Origin of the sequence: Jannaschia sp. W003 (assembly GCF_025144335.1) — a bacterium.
Classification (GTDB): Bacteria; Pseudomonadota; Alphaproteobacteria; order Rhodobacterales; family Rhodobacteraceae; genus Jannaschia.
The window spans coordinates 187,501-210,481 of record NZ_CP083539.1 but is presented as its reverse complement, the minus strand read 5'-3'; the positions used below and the strand labels follow the sequence as shown (position 1 = coordinate 210,481).

At 74.2% G+C, this 22,981-nt stretch carries 19 protein-coding genes (1 of these 19 cut by a window edge); 10 read left to right on the top strand and 9 right to left on the bottom strand.

Going from position 1 to position 22,981, the window contains the following annotated elements:
- Positions 1-6 precede the first annotated feature (6 nt).
- The 7 genes from addA to regB all read right to left on the bottom strand — a co-directional run bounded on the left by addA (position 7) and on the right by regB (position 11,728).
- A complete protein-coding gene (gene addA, locus K3554_RS00890) occupies positions 7-3,369 on the bottom strand; it encodes a double-strand break repair helicase AddA (protein WP_259942436.1) in 3,363 nt (1,120 codons plus the stop codon).
- Positions 3,366-6,302: a double-strand break repair protein AddB gene (gene addB, locus K3554_RS00885; protein WP_259942432.1), complete on the bottom strand. Its 2,937-nt coding sequence runs from the start codon at positions 6,300-6,302 to the stop codon at positions 3,366-3,368. Before addB ends, addA begins: the two co-directional genes overlap by 4 nt.
- The gene (locus tag K3554_RS00880) at positions 6,299-6,976 is read right to left on the bottom strand and encodes a nucleotidyltransferase family protein (RefSeq protein ID WP_259942428.1); all 678 of its coding nucleotides are present in this window, start codon (positions 6,974-6,976) and stop codon (positions 6,299-6,301) included. The genes addB and K3554_RS00880 overlap by 4 nt, the downstream gene beginning before the upstream one ends.
- Entirely contained in the window at positions 6,973-7,968 is a 996-nt protein-coding gene (locus tag K3554_RS00875; RefSeq protein WP_259942425.1) for an aminoglycoside phosphotransferase family protein, read from the bottom strand. Before K3554_RS00875 ends, K3554_RS00880 begins: the two co-directional genes overlap by 4 nt.
- Positions 7,965-8,450, bottom strand: coding sequence for a tRNA (adenosine(37)-N6)-threonylcarbamoyltransferase complex ATPase subunit type 1 TsaE (tsaE, locus tag K3554_RS00870; RefSeq protein WP_259942422.1), 486 nt, complete (start codon positions 8,448-8,450; stop codon positions 7,965-7,967). The genes K3554_RS00875 and tsaE overlap by 4 nt, the downstream gene beginning before the upstream one ends.
- A gap of 203 nt (positions 8,451-8,653) precedes the next feature.
- Positions 8,654-10,306 carry a PAS-domain containing protein gene (locus K3554_RS00865; protein ID WP_259942419.1) on the bottom strand — a complete coding sequence of 551 codons (1,653 nt, stop codon included), beginning with the start codon at positions 10,304-10,306 and terminating at the stop codon, positions 8,654-8,656.
- 72 nt (positions 10,307-10,378) lie between these two features.
- Positions 10,379-11,728 (bottom strand): sensor histidine kinase RegB, encoded by a 1,350-nt coding sequence (regB, locus tag K3554_RS00860; RefSeq protein WP_259942416.1) that lies wholly within the window; start codon positions 11,726-11,728, stop codon positions 10,379-10,381.
- Between the two features lie 100 nt (positions 11,729-11,828).
- On the opposite strand from regB, the gene K3554_RS00855 reads away from it, so the two are divergent.
- Both K3554_RS00855 and K3554_RS00850 read left to right on the top strand, forming a co-directional pair.
- A complete protein-coding gene (locus K3554_RS00855) occupies positions 11,829-12,401 on the top strand; it encodes an ActR/PrrA/RegA family redox response regulator transcription factor (protein WP_259942414.1) in 573 nt (190 codons plus the stop codon).
- Positions 12,398-12,730, top strand: a complete 333-nt coding sequence (locus K3554_RS00850; RefSeq protein WP_259942412.1) for a hypothetical protein — start codon at positions 12,398-12,400, stop codon at positions 12,728-12,730. Before K3554_RS00855 ends, K3554_RS00850 begins: the two co-directional genes overlap by 4 nt.
- A gap of 7 nt (positions 12,731-12,737) precedes the next feature.
- Here the strand turns inward: K3554_RS00850 and K3554_RS00845 are convergent, their stop codons facing one another.
- Both K3554_RS00845 and K3554_RS00840 read right to left on the bottom strand, forming a co-directional pair.
- Positions 12,738-13,214, bottom strand: coding sequence for a GNAT family N-acetyltransferase (locus K3554_RS00845; protein ID WP_259942410.1), 477 nt, complete (start codon positions 13,212-13,214; stop codon positions 12,738-12,740).
- Positions 13,211-13,840, bottom strand: a complete 630-nt coding sequence (locus K3554_RS00840; protein ID WP_259942408.1) for an HD family hydrolase — start codon at positions 13,838-13,840, stop codon at positions 13,211-13,213. The genes K3554_RS00845 and K3554_RS00840 overlap by 4 nt, the downstream gene beginning before the upstream one ends.
- Positions 13,841-13,962: 122 nt before the next feature.
- On the opposite strand from K3554_RS00840, the gene K3554_RS00835 reads away from it, so the two are divergent.
- The 8 genes from K3554_RS00835 to msrP form a co-directional block, all read left to right on the top strand.
- A complete protein-coding gene (locus tag K3554_RS00835) occupies positions 13,963-14,259 on the top strand; it encodes a hypothetical protein (protein WP_259942406.1) in 297 nt (98 codons plus the stop codon).
- Between the two features lie 89 nt (positions 14,260-14,348).
- Positions 14,349-15,734, top strand: coding sequence for an adenosylhomocysteinase (ahcY, locus tag K3554_RS00830; RefSeq protein WP_259942405.1), 1,386 nt, complete (start codon positions 14,349-14,351; stop codon positions 15,732-15,734).
- A 201-nt stretch (positions 15,735-15,935) separates the two neighbouring features.
- On the top strand, positions 15,936-16,769 hold the full coding sequence (locus tag K3554_RS00825) for a PRC-barrel domain-containing protein (protein ID WP_259942403.1): 834 nt from the start codon (positions 15,936-15,938) through the stop codon (positions 16,767-16,769).
- Positions 16,770-17,011: 242 nt separating this feature from the next.
- Positions 17,012-18,352 carry a PRC-barrel domain-containing protein gene (locus K3554_RS00820; RefSeq protein WP_259942400.1) on the top strand — a complete coding sequence of 447 codons (1,341 nt, stop codon included), beginning with the start codon at positions 17,012-17,014 and terminating at the stop codon, positions 18,350-18,352.
- Positions 18,353-18,533: 181 nt separating this feature from the next.
- On the top strand, positions 18,534-18,875 hold the full coding sequence (locus tag K3554_RS00815; protein WP_259942397.1) for a DUF2853 family protein: 342 nt from the start codon (positions 18,534-18,536) through the stop codon (positions 18,873-18,875).
- Positions 18,876-19,058: 183 nt separating this feature from the next.
- Positions 19,059-21,674, top strand: coding sequence for an ATP-dependent chaperone ClpB (gene clpB / locus K3554_RS00810; RefSeq protein WP_259942396.1), 2,616 nt, complete (start codon positions 19,059-19,061; stop codon positions 21,672-21,674).
- A gap of 100 nt (positions 21,675-21,774) precedes the next feature.
- Positions 21,775-22,518 (top strand): M48 family metallopeptidase, encoded by a 744-nt coding sequence (locus K3554_RS00805; protein WP_259942394.1) that lies wholly within the window; start codon positions 21,775-21,777, stop codon positions 22,516-22,518.
- Between the two features lie 160 nt (positions 22,519-22,678).
- A protein-coding gene (gene msrP, locus K3554_RS00800) for a protein-methionine-sulfoxide reductase catalytic subunit MsrP (protein ID WP_259942392.1) crosses the window boundary here: on the top strand, positions 22,679-22,981 show its 5' portion. 600 nt of this gene lie beyond the right edge of the window; 303 of the gene's 903 nt are visible here — the first part of the coding sequence; it begins with the start codon at positions 22,679-22,681; its stop codon lies beyond the right edge, outside the window.

The window sequence follows — 22,981 nt, the reverse complement described above, 5'->3', positions numbered from 1 at the left end:
GCGCCGTCAGTCCGACGCGGCGCGCGCCCAGGCGGCGTCCACGAGGTCGGCCGGCAGCGCCATGAGCCGCGCCGAGCCGGTCCACAGGATCGCGCAGTCCACCGCGCGCCCCGGCCAGATCGCGCGGGCGGCGGCGCGGTAGGCGCCCATCTGACGGAGCAGGCCTTCGGGCACCGCCTCGGGGGTCTTCGGCTCCGTGCGGTTGGTCTTGTAGTCCACGACGCGGATGCGCTCCGGCTCCACGATCACCCGGTCCATGGTGCCCGAGAGGCCCGGGCGCGCGCCCTCGGCAGGCAGCACGAAGGGCAGCTCCGCGAAGGTGCCCGCGCCGAACAGTGCGGGATGGGCGGCGATCACGGCGAGCGCCTCGCCGAGCGCCGCCGCGGCGTCGTCGCCGCGCTCCAGCGGCGCGAAGCGGTCCACCAGCACCGGGGCGGCGGCGGCGCGGTCCGCCTCGGGGATCGGGGGCAGGTGCTCCAGCAGGGCGTGGACGCGGGTGCCGTGGCGGATCGCGGCGTCGCGGTCGATGACGTCGCGGTGCTCGCCCGGCAGGGTCTTGGCGCCCCCGAGGCCCGACGGCTCGGCGAGGGCGCGGGCGGGCGCGTGCTCGGGCACGGGCGCCTCGGCCCAGGGGGGCACGGGCGCGGCGGGCGCGGGGGCCTCGTCGGTGGTGGCGCCCTCGGGCGCCGCGCTCCAGTCGCCCCACTCGAGGCGCAGGCCCTCGCCGCCCTCGAAGGGATGGGACGCGGCGCCCTCGGCCTCGAGCGCCAGGCGCAGGCGACCGGCCCAGCTCGTGCCCTCCTCCTTCTCCTCGGGGCCCGCGGCGGCGCAGATCAGCCAGCTCTCGGCGCGGGTCAGTGCCACGTAGAGCAGGCGGTCGCGCTCCTCGAGGATGCGGGCCTGGTGCGCCTCGTGCAGGGCCCCGAGGGCCTCGTTGCACTCGCTCTTCTTCGGCATCCACATCGTCGGCGCGTCCGGCCCGCTCCGCAGCAGGGGCGGCGGTGGCTTGAGCTGCCACGGCCCGCACTGGGGCACGATCACCACCGGCGCCTCCAGCCCCTTGGAGCCGTGGATCGACATCACCCGGATCGCGCCGCCCGTGGCCTCGCGCTTCAGGTCAATCGCGGCCTCCTCGATCCAGCTGAGGAAGCCGGTCAGCGAGGGCACCTCGAGCGCCTCGTAAGCTAGCGCCTGGTGCAGCAGGCCGTCGATCGCCTCCTCGCAGGCGGCGCCGAGGCGCCCCACGAGGCGGCGGCGCCCGTCATGGCGCACCAGCACCCGCTGGAGCAGCTCGTAAGGGCGCAGGAAGTCGGCCTGCGCGAGCACGTCGTCCAGCATCGCGGCCACGGGCGCGAAGGCGCCGTGGTCGCGCAGGGCGCGCAGCAGCGTGCGGTGCCCGCGCCCGTGCGCCACCGCGAAGAGGTCGCGCTCCGACAGGCGGCCCAGGGGCGAGCGCAGCACCTCGGCCAGCGACAGGTCGTCCTCGGGCGTGGCGGCGAAGCGGCAGAGGGCGAGGAGGTCGCGCACCGCCACGTCCTCGGCGAGGCGCAGGCGGTCGGCACCGGCCATGGCGAGGCCGCGCGCCTTGCAGGCCTCGATGGTGGCGTAGAACTGATCGCCGCGGGCGCGGAACAGGATCAGCACGTCGCGCGCCTCGACGGGGCGGACGCCGTCCCGGGTGCGCACCGGCACGCGGTCGCGGATCATCGCGTCGATCGCGGCGGCGATCCGGCGGGCCAGCACCACGTGGGCGGCGTCGCGGGCGGGGCGGTCCACGGGGTCGTGCCAAAGGGGCGCCTCGGGCGTCTCGGGCTCGGGCACGTGGGGCCAGAGGTCGACGCGGCCCGGATGGTCCTCGCGGAACGCGATGTGCCGGGTGGGGGCGCCCGCGCCCGAGGGCGCCGCGAACACCCGGTCCACGCAGCGCAGGATCGCGGGCGAGGAGCGGAACGAGTGGAGGAGCTGGCGGTCCGCGATCGGCGTGCCGCCCTCCAGCGCCCGTCCCAGGGTGGTGCGCATGGCGTCGAAGGCGGCCGGGTCGGCGCCCTGGAAGCCGAAGATCGACTGCTTGCGGTCGCCCACCACGAAGAGCGTGCGGCGCACGCCGCGCGCGCTCTCGCCCGCGCCGAAGTCGCCGGCGAGGGCGGCCACCACGTCCCACTGCACCTGGGAGGTGTCCTGCGCCTCGTCCACGAGCACGTGGTCGATGCCGCCGTCGAGCTTGTAAAGCACCCACTGCGCGGTCTCGCGCGTGGACAGGAGCGCGCGGGCGCGCAGGATCAGGTCGTCGTAGTCGAGCCAGCCGCGCGCGGCCTTCTCGGCTTCGAGCCGGGCCAGGAAGCGGGGCGCGAAGTCGTGGAGCAGCAGCGCCCGGTCCAGCGCGTCGTGGCCGCGCAGGGCGTCGCGGGTCCGGGCGAGGGTCTCGCAGAAGGCCTCCACGTCGCCCATCGCCTCGTCGCCGCCGAACGCCTCCAGCGCCTTCTTGGTGAACGGCTTCTTGCGCGGCGCGTCCCCGTCGGTGAGGAAGCACTTCGCGCACAGCTCGAACCGGCGTTCGGGATCGGCCAGCAGCGCCTGGGTCAGGCGGTCCGCCATGTCCGCGGCGCTCATGGTGGTGTCCGCCCGGGCCGCGGCGATGCTGCGCTCCACGAGGTCCAGCGCGTCGCCGTCGACGGCCAGCTCGCAGAGCTGCGCGCGGCTCTCGCCCTCGACGCCCAGCGCGCGGCGCAGGGCTTCGGGGTCCGCGCCCCGGGCCAGCGCGTCGCGCATCCCCGCCAGCGCGCCGGTGAAGGCGCCCGCATCCCCGGTGAGGCGGTGGCTCAGGGCCTCGACCGCGGCGGCGTCGTCGGCGTCGGCGGCCATGTCCTCCAGCACGTCCGCGAGGAGGCGGGCGGCGGCCACGTCGTCCATCTCGCGGAAGCCGGGCGAGACGCCCGCCTCCAGCGGGAAGCGGCGCAGGAGCGAGGCGCAGAAGGCGTGGATGGTCTGGATCTTCAGCCCGCCCGGCGTCTCGATGGCGCGCGCGAAGAGGGTGCGCGCGCGCTGCAGCGCCTCGGTGGAGACGCGGCCGCGGGGCACGCCGAGGTCGAGGAGCGCGCGGCGCAGCGCGTCGTCGGGCAGCATAGCCCAGGTGCCCAGCCGGTCGGCGAGGCGGTTGTGCATCTCGGCGGCGGCGGCCTTGGTGAAGGTCAGGCACAGGATGCGCTCGGGCGCGGTGCCCTCCAGGAGCAGCCACGCCACGCGGTCGGTCAGCACGCGGGTCTTTCCCGAGCCGGCGTTGGCGTGGAGCCAGACCGAGCCGGAAGGGTCGGCGGCGGCGATCTGCGCGAGGGTCGCGTCGTCCGGGGGCGGGGGGCTGGCGTCGTTCACGGGTCCACCGGCTCTGGCTCGAAGGGGTGCGCGTCGGTCCACTCGCCGTGGCGGGCGAGGTGGTCGTAGTCGCCGGCGTAGCCAACCATGTCGGGGGCGAGGCGGGCCGGGAAGGGGGCGTCGCCGCCGTAGCGCGCGATCAAGGCGCGCAGGCCCTCCAGCAGCTCGGCCCGGATCTCGTCGTCGATCCGGGTGCCGCGCGTCGCCAGCATCGTGCCCACGCCGAGGAACGCCACCTCCTCGACCGGGCGGGGGCCGAGGTCCGCGAAGGCGCCGCCCTCGACCATCAGCGCCTCGAGGAGGAGCTGCTTGGCGAAGAACGCCTGCTGCTTCTCGGTGGGCACCGTGCCGGTCTTGTAGTCGAAGATGGCGACGGCGGTGCCGCGGTCGTCGATGCGGTCGGCGCGGGCCGTGAGCGTGAAGTCGGTGCCCGGCACGCGCCATTCGCCCATGCCCTCGATCACCGCGGGACGGCCGAGGCCGCGCCGCGCCGCCTCCTGCGCCGCGAAGTCCGGGGCGATGCGGGCGAAGCGCCCGAGCCAGAGCGCGCGGGTGGCGGCGCCGGGCACGGCGTACTCCATCTCCGTGCGCAGCGCCTCCAGCAGGGCATCGGCCTCCACCGCGGCGGCGTCGCCGAACGAGGCGAGCACGTCGTGCACCACCTCGCCGCGCAGGGCGGCATCGGAGGGCGGGCGCAGGGGCGCGAGAAGCCGCAAGCGCAGCACGTCGCGGGCGTAGATCGCGTAGGGGTCGCGGATCAGCCGCTCCACGGCCGTGACCGACAGCTTGCGCGGACGCGCGGCGCGCGGCGGCACCGGCGCGGGGCGGCGGGCGGGCGGCGCGTGGTGGCGGCGCGGGCAGGGCGCGCGCAGCGCGCGGGCGAGGCCCAGCGCCTCGGCGCCGCGGGCGCGCATCCCCGCCAGCGCCGCCTCGCCCTCGGGGCCGATGCCGCCCAGGAGCGAGGTCATGCGGTTGAGCCAGCGCGACGGCACGGTCTGGGTTTCGGCCGAGCGCAGCGCGCGCGTCAGCCAGACGGTGCGCCCCGCGGCGGCCTGCTCGAAGTCGTGCGCCGACAGGCCCACGGTGCGCTCGGGCGCGCGCAGGCCGCAGGCGGCGCGCATGCCCCGGCTCATCCACATGTCGGGGCCGGGGAGCGAGGGCCAGGTGCCGTCGTTCAGCCCGCCCAGGATCACGAGGTCAGCGCCCTGCACCCGCGCCTCCAGCGCGCCCCAGATCATGACGTCGGGATGCGGGCGGTCCGGCTCGCGCACGTCGCGCGCGGCGAGCAGGCCGGCGAGGAAGCGGGCGTAGTCGTCGGCGGTGAACTCCAGCGGGCCGGCGGCCTCGGCGTCGCGGATCAGCTCCTGCATGGCGGCCAGCGCCTCGCGTCCCGCCGCCTCGTCCCACAGCGCGCCGGTGGGCCGCTCGAAGGGATCGCCCGGCGGCAGCGCGCTGCCCGCGCCGATGCGGTTCATCAGGGCCAGGTGCTCTGAGGCGTGCTCCAGCAGCGTGCCGCGTCGCGTCTGCTCGCGCTCCAGCAGCACGAGGAGGTCGGACAGCCACGCCGTCCACGCGTCGTCCACGCCGCGCGTGCGCTCGTCCTGCGCCCAGTGGCGCAGCCCGAGCGGATCGGGGTGGAGCGGGCCGCCGCGCAGCCAGCCCATCTCCATGTCGCGGGTGCGCTTGAGGTGCTCGCGCCGGGCGCCGTTCGAGTGGGCCAGCGGGTGCTTGAGCAGGGCCACCAGCGTCTCGGCCTCGGCGGCGCGGCCGCGCAGGCGGGCGGTCTGGATCAGGAGGCGCCCCGGCGGCGAGAGGTCGAGGGGCCGGCCCGCGCTGTCGTCGGGCTCCAGCCCCCAGCGGTCGAGAACCGCGGCCACCTGGCGCGAGAGCGTCCGGTCGGGCGAGATCAGGGCGGCGCGCGTGCCCTCCTCGACGGCCTGCCGGAGCCGCAGGGCGATCACCTCGGCCTCCTCGATCGGCGTCGCCGCCTCGACGAGGGTGAGGCCGGCGCAGGCCGCCTCCGCCTCGGCGGCGAGGGGCGGGCCCTCGGCGAGCCAGGCGTGGGTGACGGGGGGCGGGCGCAGGGCGAGCGACAGGAGGCGCGTGCGCTCCGGCGCGGCGGGGCGGTGGTCGCTCCACTGGGGCACGTCGCTGTTGGCGAGCCCGAGGGCGCCCAGGAAGGCGCGGTGGCGGAACTGGGGGTGGTCCTGGGTGGCGGGATCGAGCGCGTCCCAGGCGTCCACCGGCATCTCGCGGTCGAGGCCGGGCAGGACGACGGCGCCGTTCGGCAGCGCGGCCACCATGCGCATGAGCCGCGCCGTCTGCGCGCGCGAGCCGGTCGAGCCGGCCACGATCACCCGGCCGGGCGGGGGTGCCGCAGCCCAAGCGGCCTCCAAGGCGTCGAGGCACAGCGCCTGCACGTCGGCGGCGGCGCCGAGGTCGGCGCGCTCCGCGAAGTCCACGGCGATGCGCAGGAAGCGCACGCTGTTCTGCCAGTGCTCCGGCAGCGGGTGGAGGTCCACCGCACCCAAGGCGGCGGCGCCCACGCCCTCCTCCTTCATCTCCGCCAGAAGGTCGCCCAGCGAGCCGGCGAGGTCGAAGGCCGCGGCGCGGGGGGCGAGGTGGGGCATCTCCTCCAGGAGCGCGTCCACGAGACGCGCCAGCTCCAGCCGCAGCGACAGCGCCGAGCGCTCGGGCGGCAGCGCGAGGTGCGGCACCAGGGGGCCGAGGTCGGAGACGAGCGCGATGCGCGGCAGCACGGCGGCGCCGCCCCGCAGCATCATCTCGGCCAGGCGCCGCTGCATCCGGCGGGTGGGCAAGAGGAGCGTGACGCCGGCCATGGCCTCGGGCGGCTCGCCGTGCAGGCGCGCGCGCAGGCCGTCCACGAAGGCCGCGGTGAAGTCGACGCCGAGGGGTTCGTGGAACACGTTCATGCCGGCGCCCCCGCCAGCAGCGCCTCGGCGGCGGCGATGTTCTCGGGGCGGCCCACGTCGGCCCAGCCGCCGGGATGGACGACGCCGTGGAGGCGGCCCCGCTCGATCATGGGCAGCCACAGCTCGCGCAGGGAGAACGGGCCGTCGGGCATGGCGCCCATGCCGTCCGTCTTGACGATGCCGGCGCCGAGGTAGTCCAGCCCCTCCTCGGCCAGGGCGATGCGTCCCTCGCCGTCCAGCGCCATCTTCCAGCGCCCGGCCTCGGCGCGGCCGCGGATCGGGCCGAGCAGCAGGAGGCCGTCCATCGCCCCGGGGTCCCACGCGGCCCGCAGGGTGGCGGCGGCGCGGGGGCCGGTCCAGACGTTGTCGGCGTTCATGGTGAGGACGGGGCCGCCGCCCAGGTGCGGCAGGGCGTTGCGCAGGCCGCCGCCGGTCTCCAGCAGCAGCGGACGCTCCTCGACCAGGGTGACGCCGGCGCGGTCTGCCAAGTGGGCGCGCAGGGCGGCGGCGTGGTGGTGGGCGTTGACGACGACGGGGGCGCAGCCCTCGACCTGCTCCAGCGCGTGGTCGATCAGCGGGCGGCCCGCCACCGCGACCATCGCCTTGGGGCGGTCGTCGGTGAGCGGGCGCATCCGGGTGCCGAGCCCGGCGGCGAAGACCATCGCGGCGATCATCGGGCGCGCACCTCGCCCCGGCGGGTGCCGGCGGCCGCGCGGATGGCATCCAGCCGCGCCTCGGTGGGGGCGGGGATCGCCCGCTCGACGATCGCGCGGACGCCTGCGAGGGCGGGGTGGGCGAGGTCGCGCTGCAGCAGCATCCACGTGCGGGGGATCCAGTCGGGGTAGCGGCGCTTGCCGTCGCGCAGGCACAGGCGCGCGAACACGCCGAGGATGCGCAGGTTGCGCTGGGCCGAGGCCACCGCGAAGCCCCGGCGCGCGTCCTCCTCGGAGCGGCCCGAGAGCGCGAGCCAGCGCGCGCAGGCGGCGTCGATCGCCTCGGGCGCCACGTCGCGGCGCACGTCGTGGAGCATCGAGGCCATGTCGTACTCGGCCGGCCCCGCGGCGGCGTCCTGGAAGTCGAGGATGCCGACGCGGGCCGTGCCCTCGCGCTTCGGCAGCCACAGGAGGTTCTCGGCGTGCCAGTCGCGGTGCACGAGGCGGGCGGGGCCGGGGAGGGCGGCGAGCGCCTCGCCCACGGCCGCCACCAGCGCGGCCCGGCGGTCCAGGGCCTCGGGCGCGTACCAGTCGAGGGCGAGGCCGGCGAACTCGGGCATCAGGAGGCGGTAGTCGGGCAGGCCGTCCGCGGGAGCCTCGGCCATCGCGGCCAGGGTCTCGGCGGCGGCGACGTAGAGCGCGGGCTCGTCCCCGGGGTGCGCGGCGACGTGGCGGGCGAAGAGCGCGTCGCCCAGGTCCTCCATGAGCACCAGCCCGGCCTCGGGGTCGGCGGCCTCAATGCGCGGCACCGAGAGGCCGCGGGCGCCGAGGCGGCCCGCCACGTCGAGGAACGGGCGCACGTCCTCGCCGCTTCCTGGGGGCGCGTCCATCAGCACGAGGCCGGCCACACGCTCGTAGCGGCGGGCCGAGGCGTCGCCGGCGAGCGGGGCGCGCGCGGCGCCGGCGTGGCCGTGGGCGGCGAGGAAGGCGTCGATCTCGGCGTCGCGGCTCATGCGGGCACCCCGGCGGGCTGCGGGCCGAGGAGGCGGGCCAGGGTGGATTCCGGGCCCTCGAGCCGGGCAGTGCGGGCGGCGCCCCCTTCGCTGAGGGCGAGCGTGACGTCCACCGCGCCCGAGGGGCGGTCGGCGCCGAGCCGGTCGGGCCACTCGATCAGCGCGGCGGCTGTGTCGAAGGCCTCGGCGAGGCCGAGTTCCCACAGCTCGTCCGCGGAGGCGAGGCGGTAGAGGTCGGCGTGCCAGATCTCCAGCGGGCCGGCGCGGTAGGTCTGCACGAGGGTGTAGGTGGGCGAGGGCACCGCCTCGGGCTCCCGGCCGGCGCGGCGCTGGGCCTCCTGGATCAGGGCGCGCGCGAGCAGGCTCTTGCCGGCGCCGGTGGGGCCCGCGAGCAGGAGCGCGTCGCCGGGGCGCAGGGCGCGGGCGAGCCGCCGCCCGAGCGCCTCGGTGGCCCCGGGTCCGGAGAGGAGAAGGTCGGTCATGGCGCGAGTTACCCGCGCCCGGGGGGCAAGGGCAAGCGGCCCGGCGGGGCTTCGGGGCCATGCGGCCATGCGAGCCGGTGACGGAAGGGGGCCGGGGCGGCGGATGTGCTAGGGGGCCCGCTGTCCGGGTCGCCCGTCCCTCGCCGGGCGTCGCCGCACGGCCTACCCACGGGAAGGCCCGCGGCGACCGGCCTCCGGCCCCGCTAGCTTCCGCCGACCGCGCGGCGTTCCCCGTCGTCCGGCACCGCCGCCGCCGAGCCCAGCGCGCCGGCCACGTCGCGCAGCGTGGCGACGCGGCGGGAGCCTTCCAGCCGCGAGAAGTCGCCGCAGATGCGCAGCGCGAGGCGCCGGTCGGGGATCGGCAGCACGTGCACCTCGAGCGGCTCGCCGCAAAGGTGGGCGAGCGTCTCGGTCCAGTCCGCGCGCGGCTCGGCGCCGCGCCCGAGGTCGCGGATCTCGCCCCAGAGCGGCGAGGGCGCGCAGAGCGTGGCGAGGCGCGCGAGGAAGGCGTCGAGCGAGGGGGGGGCGTCCGGCTCGAAGCCGCACAACTCGCGCATGCGCACGTTGAGGTGGAGGGGCGCGCCGTCCGGGCCGAACGCCGCGGCCGCGTCCTCGCCCGCGTCGAGCAGGGCGGCCAGCGCATCGCCGTCGGAGCGACGCCGGCGGGCGAGCGACAGCTCGGCGGTGACGTCCTCCAGGAGGATCGCGACCGCGCCGTCGGCCTGGGGGCGGGCGGTCATGCGCAGGCTCTGGCCCGTGGCGAGGGTCCAAGTCTCGTGCCAGTCCCCGCGCGCCTCGCCCGAGCCGGTGGCCACCAGCGCGTCGCGCCAGGCGCGCCAGTCGCGCGGCTCGGGCAGGCGCTGACGTTCGCGCAGGGCGTCGAGCACGTCCGCCAGGTGGGGGCGCCCCGCGAGCCATGCGCCGTCGAGGCCGGTCATCTCCAGCAATGGGGGGTTGAACATCACCAGAGAGCGGCCCCGGTCGAAGATCGCCAGCCCCGTGGGCAGGGCCGTGAAGGTCCGGGTGAGCGTCTCGATGAAGCGGCGGAGGTTCTCCTCGGCCTCGATCAGACGGCCGAGCGGCTGGGCGTAGGCGTGGCGCAGGCCGCCCTCGGGCGGGGCCATCGTGACCTCGAACCAGCTGTCGGTGCCGTCGGCGTCCGCGGCGCCCGCGGCGGCGGGAGTGCCCGCGCCGAGGCGCCGCCGCGCGGGGCCGTCGGGGGCGTCGGCATGGCCGGGAAACAGTGCCGGGATCGGCCAGCCGGCTGCGGCGCCCGGACCGAGGCACCGCTCCACCTCGGCCATGTAGCGGCCGTTGGCCCAGATCACGCGCCCTTCCTCGTCGAGCACCCAGGCGAGGCCCGGCGCGGCGGCGTGGGACTGCAGCAGCAGCGCGTTCTCGGCCTCGAGGGCGGCCAGGATCGGCACGTCGATGCGGATGGAATCCTGCGCCTCGTCGGCGGCGGCGAGGGTGATGCGCAGCTCCTCGCCGTCGCGCAGGCCGAGGAGGTGGAGGCGGTCGCGACCCATGCGCCCCTCGATGCGGAAGCTCTCGCCCGTGCGGGCCAGCGCGTCCATCGCCGCCTCCACGCCCGGGATCAGGTCCGAGAGCGCGGCGCGCAGCTCGTCCCAGGCGGCGAGGCGGTTCACGGGGCGCGACAAGAGGAACCCGGTGCCCCGCTCGGGCGAGACGAGGTAGCCGTCGCGGAAGCAGAAGCTGCGCGGCTCGCCGAGGTGGTCGAGGCTGACGGGGCCGCCGCGGGCGTGCCGGCGCGGGCGGATCAGCGCCAGGACCGCGACGACGGCGAGCGCCGCCGCCCCGGCCGCGAGCGCGGCGTGTTCGACTGCGAATTCCAATCCCGTCCCTCCGTTCCGTTCCCCCTCCGGACCCTCAAGGGAAGGGGTAAAGGAAACGTGAACGCCGGGGCGTCAGAGCGTGGGGTTCTCGCCCAGCGCGGTGCGCGTGACCTCGAGGCGCGCGCGGGGCCAGACGATCTCCACCGTGGCGCCGCGGCGGCGCCCGAAGGCGCGGCGGTTGCCGAACGAGAGGCGCGCGCCGGTGCGCTCAAGGAGGGTCTTGGAGATGAACAGGCCCAGCCCCATGCCCTCGTAGTCCTCGCGCGCGTCGCGGGCCCCAGGCACGCGCAGGAACGGGTCGCCCAGCCGGGCCAGCATCTCGGTCTGGTAGCCCGGCCCGTCGTCCTCGATCACGAGGCGGATCTCGCTGTCCGACCACCGGCCCTCGACGCGCACGGTGGACTCCGCGAAGTCGACCGCGTTCTGCACGAGGTTGCGCAGCCCGTGGATCACCTCGGGGGCGCGGCGCACGCGGGGGCGGCGCCCCTCGGTGCCCGGCTCGGCGGCGAAGTCGTAGAGCAGGGCCTTGCCGCGGCCCGCGTGGGGCTCGGCCGCCTCGGAGACCACCGTCTCCAGGGGCGCGGCCTGCATGTGCAGGTCGTCCTTTCCGGCCCGGCCCATGGAGCGCAGGATGTCGCGGCAGCGGTCCGCCTGCGAGCGGATCAGCGCCACGTCGGCGCGGGCATCGGCGTCCTGCAGCTCCTCCTCCAGCTCCGTGGAGACCAGCTTGATGGTGGCGAGCGGCGTGCCCAGCTCGTGCGCCGCGGCGGCGATCACGCCCGAGAGGTCGTGGAGCTTCTGCTCGCGCGCGAGCGCCGTCTGCGTGGCGTGGAGCGCGCGGCTGGCGCGGTCGTTCTCGGAGGTCAGCCCCAGCGCGAAGGCGCCGAAGATCAGCGTCGCCAGGACGATCGCCACCCAGTAGCCCAGGAGGTAGAGCGGCGGCAGCGCCAGCTCCCAGCCGTCGGCGTGGCGCAGGGGCACGTGGTATCCGCCCAGGAGCGAGATGGACACGAGCGCGAGCGCGCCCACCAGGAGCGTTGCGCGCAAGGAGAGCGTGGTGGCGGCGAGCGTGACGGGGCCGACGACCAGGAGCGCGAAGGGGTTGTTGAGCCCGCCCGTCAGGAACAGCAGGGCGCCGAGCTGGGCGAGGTCGATCAGCAGGATACCCAGCACTGCGCGCTCGCCGAGGCGGGTGGAGCCGGGCACGCGCCACGCCGCGGCGAGGTTCGTCGCGGCCAGGGCGCCCACCAGCGCGGCGCAGGGACCGACGGGAAGCTCGAAGCCCAGGAGGGTCGCGGCGGCGAGCAGCGTGACGGTCTGGCCCGCGACCGCGACCCAGCGCATCGCCAGGAGCGTGCGCAGGTGGACCCGGTGCCCGGCGAGCTCGGGCGGCAGCAGCGGGACGGCGGGGCGATCGGACATGGGGCCGAGGGTTAGGCGCGGCCTGCGCGCCCGTCCAGCGCTTGCCGCCGCGTCCGCGCGGGCCATAACGTCACGGGCGGGAGGGCCGCAGGAGAACGCCATGACAGACGCCGCCGCCGACGCCGCGCGCCCCGAGGGGCGGATCGGCCCCGACCCCACGCTGCTGCTCGTGGACGACGACGAGCCGTTCCTGCGGCGCCTCGAGCGTGCCATGGCCAAGCGCGGCTTCGCCGTGGAGGCCGCGCTCTCGGTGGCCGAGGGCATCGCCAAGGCCGAGGCGCGTCCGCCGGCCTACGCGGTGGTGGACCTGCGGCTGGAGGACGGCAACGGGCTCGACGTGGTGGAGCACCTGCGCGAGCGGCGCCCCGATGCGCGCGTGGTGGTGCTGACGGGCTACGGCGCGATCGCCACCGCGGTGGCCGCCGTGAAGATCGGCGCGACGGACTACCTCGCCAAGCCTGCGGATGCCAACGACATCACCGCCGCGCTCCTGTGCCCCGACGACGGGGCGCCGCCGCCGCCCGAGAATCCCATGAGCGCCGACCGCGTGCGGTGGGAGCACATCCAGCGGGTCTATGAGCTGTGCGACCGCAACGTGAGCGAGACGGCGCGGCGGCTGAACATGCACCGGCGCACGCTGCAGCGTATCCTCGCGAAGCGCTCGCCGAAGTGAGGCCGCTTCTCCTCGTGCTGCTGCTGGGCGCCTGCCAGCCCGGCCCCGCGCCGGAGACCGCCCGCGGCCTTGCCCTGGTGCCGGCGGCGGGCGGCCTCGACGTGGCCGGCTCGGGCGGGCGGGAGATCGGGTTCGGGCGCGACCGCCTCGGCGCGATCGAGAGCGCGGCGAAGGTCACCGGCCTGCGCCCCCGCGCGGTCGCCTGCGCGGCGCCGGGCCGCGACGCGGTGCGCTTCGGAGAGCTGGAGATGGTGTTCGAGCGCGGCGCCTTCACGGGATGGCGCACGCCGGAGGGGGCGGCCGGCGCGGCCTGCGGCGGGACCGTCTGAGCATTCTTCAGAGGCGGAACCGCTTCACCACCTTGTCGACCTGCCGCCCGTCGCTCAAGCGGACACCCTCCCGCCACCCCACCGCCTCGAAGCCGCGCGAGCGGTAGTAGGCGCAGCCCCCGTCGTTGTCGGCGCGGATCACCGCCTCGACGACGCGCCAGCCCCGCGCCCGCGCCTCGGCGCGCGTCGCCTCCCACAGCGCCGAGCCGATCCCCAGCCCGTGCCGGCCCCGCGCCACGAAGGTGGCGATCTCGCACGCCTCAGGGTCCGCGGCGTGGGGCGCGATCCACTGGAAGCCAGCCACGTCGCCCGCCACCTCGGCCACGTGCCATGCCGCCTCCGGGTCGCGCATCCGGGCACGCAGGGCGTCGCCGGTCACGGGCTCGGTCAGCGCGGTCGTGCCGCCCTCGGCGATGATCGCGTTGAGGAGCGCGGCCATCGCGCCGGCGTCGAAGGGCGCCGCCCGGCGCACGGCAACGCTCATGAGGCGCGGTCGAGGAGCGCGAGCAGTTCCGCATGGCGGGCCGCGTAGGCCGCGCGCACCTCGGCGGGCGGGCGCAATACGAGGTGCAGGCCCTCCAGCACGCCCGCCGCGGGGCGCCCGAAGAAGCGGTTGGCCTCGGACACCGTGAAGCCCGCCAGCTCCACGGCCTCCAGCCAGGCCGACAGCTTGTCGGCGGCCTTGATCCGGCGTTTGAGCGGGGCAGGCGTGCGTGCGGGCAGGCCGAAGCGGATGTGCACGGCGGCCGCGAGCCGCGCGTCGAGCGCCTCGTAGCCCGGTCCCACGGCGGCCTTCACCGGAGAGATCATGTCGCCGATCACGTATTCCGGCGCGTCGTGGAGGAGCGCGGTCAGACGCTCGGCGGGCGTCGCGGCGGGATGCAGGCGGCCGAGGATCGCCTCGACCAGCAGCGAGTGCTCGGCCACGGAGTAGGGCCAGTCGCCCCGCGTCTGCCCGTTCCAGCGCGCCACGAAGGCCAGCCCGTGGGCGATGTCGCCGATCTCGACGTCCACGGGCGTGGGGTCCAGGAGGTCCAGCCGGCGGCCCGACAGCATGCGCTGCCAGGCGCGGGGCGGGGCGTCCTTGCGGGACGGTCGGGCAGGGGGCATGGCGCGGTCTCGGGCAGGGATCGTTCGGGTCGATGCAACCCTAGAGCCGTTTCCGGGGTTGCAACACCACGAAGGCCAATCCGACGGCGCGTGGCGCGCCTCCGAATCGAGGAAGACCGACCATGCGCACCGTCCTCTCCGCCGTCCTGATCGCCGCCTTCGCCGCCCCCGCCTACGCGGACGAGAACTGCGCCCCGCGTGCCCAGGTCGTGGAGCAGCTCTCCTCCGGCTACGGCGAGGCGCTCTCTGGCGGCGGGCTGCAGAACGACGACGCGCTGTTCGAGGTCTGGACCTCGGAGATCGACGGCACCTGGACGATCCTCATGACCCGCGCCGACGGCCTGACCTGCGTGATGGCCGCGGGCACCGACTGGCACCCGGCCGCGGCCGCGGCGCGCACAGTGGGCGCGCCCGCCTGACGTTCGGCCTCGGGCGCCATCGCGCCGCGTTGCCCGCCCTCGGGCGCTCTGGTAGGCCCCCGCGCGACCCAGACCCGAGGACAATCGAGATGACCGACCACGTCGTGAAGGACGTCGCGCTCGCCGAGTTCGGCCGCCGCGAGATCGAGATCGCCGAGACCGAGATGCCCGGCCTGATGGCCCTGCGCGAGGAGTACGGCGCCGCGAAGCCCCTCGCCGGGGCGCGCATCGTCGGCAGTCTCCACATGACCATCCAGACCGCCGTCCTGATCGAGACGCTGACCGCCCTCGGCGCCGACGTGCGCTGGGCGTCGTGCAACATCTTCTCGACCCAGGACCACGCTGCCGCCGCCATCGCCGCCGCCGGCGTGCCCGTGTTCGCGGTGAAGGGGCAGACGCTGGAGGAGCACTGGGACTACCTCGACCGCTCGTTCGGGTTCGCGGAAGGGGCCAACCTCATCCTCGACGACGGCGGCGACGCCACGCTCTACGTGCTCTTGGGCGCGCGCGCCGAGGCCGACGAGTCGGTGCTCGGCGTGCCGACCTCCGAGGAGGAGGAGGTGATCCACGCGCAGATCCGGAAGCGCATGAAGCAGTCGCCCGGCTGGTTCGCGCGGACCCGCGAGGCGATCCTCGGCGTGTCCGAGGAGACGACCACGGGCGTCCACCGCCTCTACGACCTGCACAAGCGCGGCATGCTGCCGTTCCCGGCGATCAACGTGAACGACAGCGTCACGAAGTCGAAGTTCGACAACAAGTACGGCTGCAAGGAGAGCCTCGTCGACGGCATCCGCCGCGCCACCGACACCATGATGGCCGGCAAGGTCGCCGTGGTCTGTGGCTACGGCGACGTGGGCAAGGGCTCGGCCGCCTCGCTGCAGGGGGCCGGCGCGCGGGTGAAGGTCACGGAAGTGGACCCGATCTGCGCGTTGCAGGCCGCGATGGACGGCTTCGAGGTCGTGACCTTGGAGGACGTGGTCGAGACCGCCGACATCTTCGTCACCACCACTGGCAACAAGGACGTGATCCGCATCGAGCACATGCGTGCGATGAAGGACATGGCGATCGTCGGCAACATCGGCCACTTCGACAACGAGATCCAGGTCGCGAGCCTGCGGAACCACAAGTGGACCCGAGTGAAGGACCAGGTGGACATGATCGAGATGCCCTCGGGCAGCCGCATCATCCTCCTGAGCGAGGGGCGGCTCCTGAACCTCGGCAACGCGACGGGGCATCCGTCGTTCGTGATGTCGGCCTCGTTCACCAACCAGGTGCTCGCGCAGATCGAACTGTGGACCAAGGGCGACGAGTACCAACCGGGCGTCTACATCCTGCCCAAGCACCTCGACGAGAAGGTGGCGCGGCTGCACCTCGCCAAGGTCGGCGCGAAGCTCACCGAGATGTCGGCGGAGCAGGCCGCCTACATCGGCGTGGCCCCCGAGGGCCCCTTCAAGTCCGAGCACTACCGCTACTGATCCCGGAGGCGGCGCGGGGCACGTTCCGGCGCCGCCGCCACGGGGGTTTCCGCAGGCTGGATCCCGCCGCTGCATCGGCCATTTGCAGCGCATGGATCGGTGCGGCGCCTTTGCGGATTAGTGCAGGGAACGCAGGGGCTTGTACGCGCATTCTCCGATCATCGAGGGGCCTTTCGGGCCCCGTTGACCTGGAGAGAATCCATGAGCATCCGCAGCACACTTCTGACCGGCGTGGCCGCCCTGGCCTTGGCCGGCACCGCCTTCGCCCAGACCGCCGACACCGACGCCAACGCCACCGTGGACGCGGACGGACAGCCCCGCGTCGTGGGCGCCACCGGCGGCGAGGCGTCGGGCGACATGACCGGCACCTCCGAGGAGACCATGACCGCCGAGGGAGGCGTCCTCGAAGTCGAGGGCGAGACCGACGCGTCCGAGGCCGACATGGCCGAGAGCGAAACGCTCGAGACCACGACCACCCAGCAGGGCGACACGATGGTCACCACCGCGGGCGGCGACGCCGAGACGGTGACGACGGGCACCGATACGACGGGCGGCGCGATCGTGGCCGACGCGGCGGCGACCGGCCTCTACGGCACCTTCGCTGACCGCGCAGTGTCGGACATCGTCGGCCTCGACGTGCTCGCGCGCGACAACGACGGCGACGAGATGGAGGACGTGGGCGAGGTGGAGCGCCTCGTGCGCACCTCCGCCTCGGACGAGGTGCTGGCCGTGGTCGGCATCGGCGGCTTCCTCGGCATCGGCGAGCACGACGTGGCCGTGCCGCTGTCGCGCTTCCAGGAGAGCGAGGACGGCCTCGTGCTGCCCGAGTTCACCGAGGAGGAACTCGAGGCGATGGCGCCGTTCGAGGACGGCGAGGGCGTCGAGGAGCTGACGTTCGACACCACCGTCGCCGGCACCCCGATCGCCGTGGAGGAGCAGACCCAGATGGACGGCCTCGCGCCCGCCCCGGCGGATGCCGAGATGACCGGCCAGGGCACGGTGGTCGAGGGCGAGGGCACGGTCGCCACCGACTGATCTCGCCCCGCGAAGATCGGCCGAGCGGGCCGCTCCGTCCACCGGGACGGGGCGGCCCGTCTCGTTTCAGCAGGCCCTCCTCACGCCGTCTCCTGGCCGGACACGAGCGCGTGAAGGCGACAACGGGTCATGCCATGGGTTTGTTCCGCAAGTTTATTTTTGCGCCTCCGCCGGAACGGAGGGGTTGGGCGACTGTTGTCTGAGCACAACGATCGCAACCACCCCACGTGGAGGAAATTCCTATGAAGACGCAGAACCTGCTCCTGAGCAGCGTCGCGGCGTTCGCCCTGCTCGGCGGCGCGGCCTACGCCGAGAGCCACGTCATGGCGGACGGCACCGAGATCCAGATGGACGCCGACGGCAACCCGGTCCTCGACGCGAACGGCCAGCCCGTCGCCGTGGGCGTGGTGCTCGACGCCGACGGCCTGCCGGTCGCCGACGCCGAGATGGAAACAGAGATGGACGCCGACGGTCAGCCGATCGTCGTCGAGGGCGGCACCACCGCCACCGACACCATGGGCGGCCAGATCGTGGTCGAGCAGCCCGACGCCGAAGTGACCGTCGACGTGGCCGAGCCCACCGTGACCGTCGACCAGGCGCGTCCCGAGGTGCTGGTCGAGCAGGCCGAGCCGCAGATCACCGTGACCGTGGCCGAGCCCACCGTCACCGTCGAGCAGCAGGCGCCGATCATCACGATCGAGCAGGCCCAGCCCGAGGTGGTCGTGACCATCCCCGAGCCGGTGATCACGGTCCGCATGCCCGAGCCCGACGTGAACGTCTCCACCTCGGAGCCGCAGGTGCAGGTCGCCCAGCCCGAGCCGATCGTTCGCTTCGTGCGTCCCGAGCCGCGCATCACCATCGAGGAAGCCGAGCCCCGCGTGAACGTCACCTCGGCCGAGCCCGAAGTGCGCGTGAACCGTGCCGAGGCCGCCGAGGTCATGGTGGAGCGTGCCGAGGCCGACGTGAACATCGAGCAGGAAGGCGAAGCCAACGTCGTGGTCTCCGAGGAAGAGCCCGTGGTCGAGGTCGAGCAGGCCGAAGGCGCCGAAGTGGCCGTCGAGCAGGGCGAGGCCCAGATCAACATCGAGGAGTCGGAGGCCAACGTCGCGGTCGTCGAGGAGACCGAGATGGAAGCCGACGCCGACGTCGCGGTCGTCGAAGAGACCGAGATGGAAGTCGAGGCCGACACCGAGACCGTCGCCGCCGCCGGCGCGCTCGCGGTCGATCCCACCATGGACGTCGACGCCGAGATCACCGACGCCGGTGGCCTCTACGGCGCCTTCGCCGAGCGCCGCGTGTCGGACATCGTGGGCATGAACGTGCTCTCGACCACCGGCGAGGACGTGGGCGAGATCGACCGTCTGATCCGCGGTGCCGGCGGCCAGCTGCTGGCCGTGGTCGGCGTGGGCGGCTTCCTGGGCCTGGGCGAGCACGACGTCGCCATCCCGCTGGACCGCTTCGCGGTGGCCGAGGACGGCATGCTGCTGGAAGGCGTCACCGAGGAGCAGCTCGAGTCGCTGCCCGAGTGGGACGAGCGCGGCGAAGTGATGCCGCTCGGCATGATGGTGGGCGACGCCTACTGATCGCGCGCCGATCACCCGACGACCGGAGGGCTCCCGCGAGGGGGCCCTTCTTCGTTCGGGGAAGGCGGCGAGGGGCCGATCGGGGAGATCGGCAAATAATCGCTTCCCCCCACCCCCCTCCCCCGGCAGGATCGCCCGCGGGCGCGCCCAGACGCCCGAGTGTACAGGGAGGATGTCCGCGATGAGCAAGCTGGATGAGAAGGTCGGCAAGTACCTGCAGGTGGTCAAGGAGAAGGACGTGGAGCTGGACATGGACCTGCTGCGCAAGGTCACCCGCGCCTGCGGCCCGTCGATCTACAACCGCGACAGCGAGACCATCGCCGCCAGCCAGCCGGGCGAGATGGAGACCATCAAGCGCAACTACCTGGTCAAGAAGCTGGGCCTCAGCGAGGGGCCGAAGCTGGACGAGGGGATCGACGCGGTGATCGAGAAGTACGGCCGCTCCGACCGCCAGAAGTTCCGCGCCGTGATCTACTACATGCTCTGCAAGCACTTCGGCCGCGAGGAGGTCTACAAGACCTGACCGGGGCCGCCGCGAGGACCCGACGGGGGGGCGCCGCGGGGCGCCCTTTTTCGTGCGTGGTCGCCGCCCCGGAGGGGTTGCAGATCGGCAACACCCCTCCCATCTCCCCCCTGCAAGGCCCGCAGGCGGCCCGTGCCCATCCGGGGCGGGCGCATCCCGGGCGCTTTCCGAGGAGAGACGACCATGAACCTGGAGAAGTTCACCGAACGCGCCCGCGGCTTCCTGCAGGCGGCGCAGACCATCGCCACCCGCGAGGGGCACCAGCAGCTGACCCCCGAGCACCTGCTCAAGGCCGTCATGGACGACGAGCAGGGCATGGCCGCCAACCTGATCGACCGCGCGGGCGGCGCGAGCGCGCGCGTGCGCGAGGCCGTGGACGCCGCCGTGGCGCGGCTGCCCAAGGTGTCGGGCGACGCCGGGCAGGTCTACGTCGCGCGCGACACTGCGAAGGTGCTGGACGAGGCCGAGAAGGTCGCCGCGAAGGCGGGCGACACGTTCGTGCCGGTGGAGCGGGTGCTGATGGCGCTGGCGCTCGTGAAGTCGAAGGCGCGCGATGCGCTGGAGGCGGGCGCGGTCAGCGCCCAGTCGCTGAACGCGGCCATCGAGGACGTGCGCAAGGGCCGCAAGGCCGACTCGGCCTCCGCCGAGGACACGTTCGACGCGCTCGAGAAGTACGCGCAGGACCTCACCCAGCGGGCCCGCGACGGCAAGATCGATCCCATCATCGGCCGCGACGAAGAGATCCGCCGCGCCATGCAGGTCCTGTCGCGCCGCACCAAGAACAACCCCGTGTTGATCGGCGAGCCGGGCGTCGGCAAGACCGCGATCGCGGAAGGCCTCGCCCTGCGGATCGTGAACGGCGACGTGCCCGAGAGCTTGCGCGACAAGCGCCTGATGGCGCTCGACATGGGCGCGCTGATCGCGGGCGCGAAGTATCGCGGCGAGTTCGAGGAGCGCCTGAAGGCGGTGCTGTCCGAGGTCGGCACGGCCGCGGGCGAGATCATCCTGTTCATCGACGAGATGCACACCCTCGTGGGCGCCGGAAAGACCGACGGCGCCATGGACGCGGCCAACCTCATCAAGCCGGCGCTGGCGCGCGGCGAGCTGCACTGCATCGGCGCGACCACGCTCGACGAGTACCGCAAGTACGTGGAGAAGGACGCGGCCCTCGCGCGGCGCTTCCAGCCGCTCGTGGTCGAGGAGCCGACCGTGGAGGACACGGTGAGCATCCTGCGGGGCATCAAGGAGAAGTACGAGCTGCACCACGGCGTGCGGATCTCGGACTCGGCGCTCGTGGCCGCCGCGACCCTGAGCCACCGCTACATCACCGACCGGTTCCTGCCCGACAAGGCGATCGACCTCATGGACGAGGCCGCCTCGCGCCTGCGCATGGAGGTGGACTCGAAGCCCGAGGAGCTGGACGCGCTGGACCGCGACATCCTACAGAAGCAGATCGAGGTCGAGGCGCTGCGGCTGGAGGACGACACGGCGTCGAAGGACCGACTCGAGACCATCGAGCGTGAGCTGGCCGAGCTGCGCGAGCGCTCCGCCGAGATGACCGCGCGGTGGCAGGCCGAGCGCGACAAGCTCGACTCCGCGCGCGGGCTCAAGGAGCAGCTGGATCATGCCCGCGTGGAGCTGGATCAGGCCAAGCGGGCGGGAGATTTCGCCAAGGCGGGCGAGCTGCAGTACGGGCGCATCCCCGAGCTGGAGCGTCAGCTCGCCGAGGCCGAGGCGCGCGACGAGGGCATGATGGTGGAGGAGGCCGTGCGGCCCGAGCAGATCGCCGCCGTGGTGGAGCGCTGGACCGGCATCCCGACCTCCAAGATGCTGGAGGGCGAGCGCGAGAAGCTGCTGCGCATGGAGGACGCGCTGCAGAAGCGGGTCGTGGGCCAGATGGCCCCGGTGCGCGCTGTCTCGAACGCCGTGCGCCGCGCGCGGGCGGGTCTGAACGACGAGAACCGGCCCCTGGGCTCGTTCCTGTTCCTCGGGCCGACCGGCGTGGGCAAGACCGAGCTGACCAAGGCGTTGGCCGAGTACCTGTTCGACGACGACGGCGCGATGGTGCGCATCGACATGTCGGAGTTCATGGAGAAGCACGCGGTTTCGCGCCTCATCGGCGCGCCCCCGGGCTACGTGGGCTACGACGAGGGCGGCGTGCTGACCGAGGCCGTGCGGCGCAGGCCCTACCAGGTCGTCCTGTTCGACGAGGTCGAGAAGGCGCATCCGGATGTCTTCAACGTGCTCCTGCAGGTGCTGGACGACGGTGTCCTGACCGACGGCCAGGGCCGCACGGTGGACTTCAAGCAGACGCTGATCATCCTGACGTCGAACCTCGGCGCGCAGGCCCTGAGCCAGCTTCCCGACGGCGCGGACGCCAGCCAGGCCAAGCGCGACGTGATGGACGCGGTGCGGGCGCACTTCCGGCCCGAGTTCCTGAACCGTCTGGACGAGACGATCATCTTCGACCGGCTCGCCCGCGGCGACATGGCGGGGATCGTGGACATCCAGATCGCGCGGCTCGCGAAGCGGCTGGCGGATCGCAAGATCACGCTGACCCTGGATGAGGCGGCCCGTGCCTGGCTGGCGGAGGAAGGCTACGACCCGGTCTTCGGCGCCCGCCCCCTGAAGCGCGTGATCCAGCGCGCGCTGCAGGACCCGCTGGCCGAGATGCTCCTCGGCGGCGAGGTGCGCGACGGCGACGTGGTGGCCGTCTCGGCCGGCTCCGAGGGGCTGATCATCGGCGACCGGGTCAGCACCTCGGACCGGCGCCCGCCCGAGGATGCCGTGGTGCACTGAGGCGCGGCACCGGTATCGTGAACGGGAAGGGGCGGCTCCGCGAGGGGCCGCCCCTTTCGCGCGTGCGGAACGCGGGGCGGGGGAGGGGGGTTGGGGGCGCATGTGCACCGCCTGCCTCTCGCGCCGCCGCTTCCTGCAGGGCGCCGTCCTCGCCGCGCCCCTGGCCACCGCCGGGTGCGACCTGCCCATCCTCGTCTCGGAAGCCGAGGCCGCCGAGATGGGGCGCGAGGCCTGGGCGGCGATCCTCCAGCGCACGCCGGTGTCGAACGCCGAAGGCGAGGTGGCCCCTGTGCGCCGGGCCGCGGCGAAGCTGCTGGCGGCCGGCGGCCACGATGCGCGCGAATGGGAGGTGGCCGTGTTCGCCACCGACACCGTGAACGCCTTCGCGCTGCCGGGCCGCAAGATCGGCATCCACCGCGGCATGCTGCGGCTGGCCGGCGCCGAGGACCGGCTGGCCGCCGTGATCGGCCACGAGATCGGCCACATCGAGGCGGCGCACTCCCGCGAGCGCATGAGCGCGCAGGCCGCGGGCAACGCGCTGGTACAGCTCGTGCGCTGGCTCCTGAACATGGGCCAGATCGAGTTCGCCGCCGAGATCGCGGGCGCGCTGGGCGTCGGCCTCGAGTTCGGGGTGCTGCGGCCCTACGGGCGCGGGCAGGAAGAGGAGGCCGACATTCTGGGCCTCGGACTGATGCGCCGGGCGGGCTACCGGCCCGAGGCCGCGCTGGAGCTGTGGCAGCGCATGGACGCGCGGGGCGGGCGGGGGCCGGAGTTCCTGTCCACCCACCCTGCGCCCCAGAGCCGGATCCGGACCCTGCAGGAGGCGATCGCCGCGCAGGCGTGAGCCTCGGCGCTTCCCCCCGAATAGGACGGTCGCTGTGCGTCCCGGTTCGAGCGGGCCTGGCACGGGATATGCAAACTTTTTTGTGAGAAAGACCGGATTCGTGCACGACGATGCGGCCGCGGGCGCTATGCCTTGGAGGGAGACCCGAAGGGAGGCCCCCATGCCGCGCGCCGAATACACCCGCTCCGACATCACCCCCGAATCCGTCTGGCTCAACCGGCGGCGCCTCATCGGGGCGCTCGGCGCCGGCTCGCTGGCCGGCTCGCTGGATCTCCGGGGGGCATGGGCTGCCGAAGGGCTGCCCGAGCCGAACACCTGGGAAGAGATCACCACCTACAACAACTACTACGAGTTCGGCGTCGACAAGGGCGACCCGGCCGAGAACGCACCGGCGATGGAGACCTCGCCTTGGTCCGTGACCGTGGACGGGCTGGTGGACGCCCCGGGCGATTATGCCTTGGAC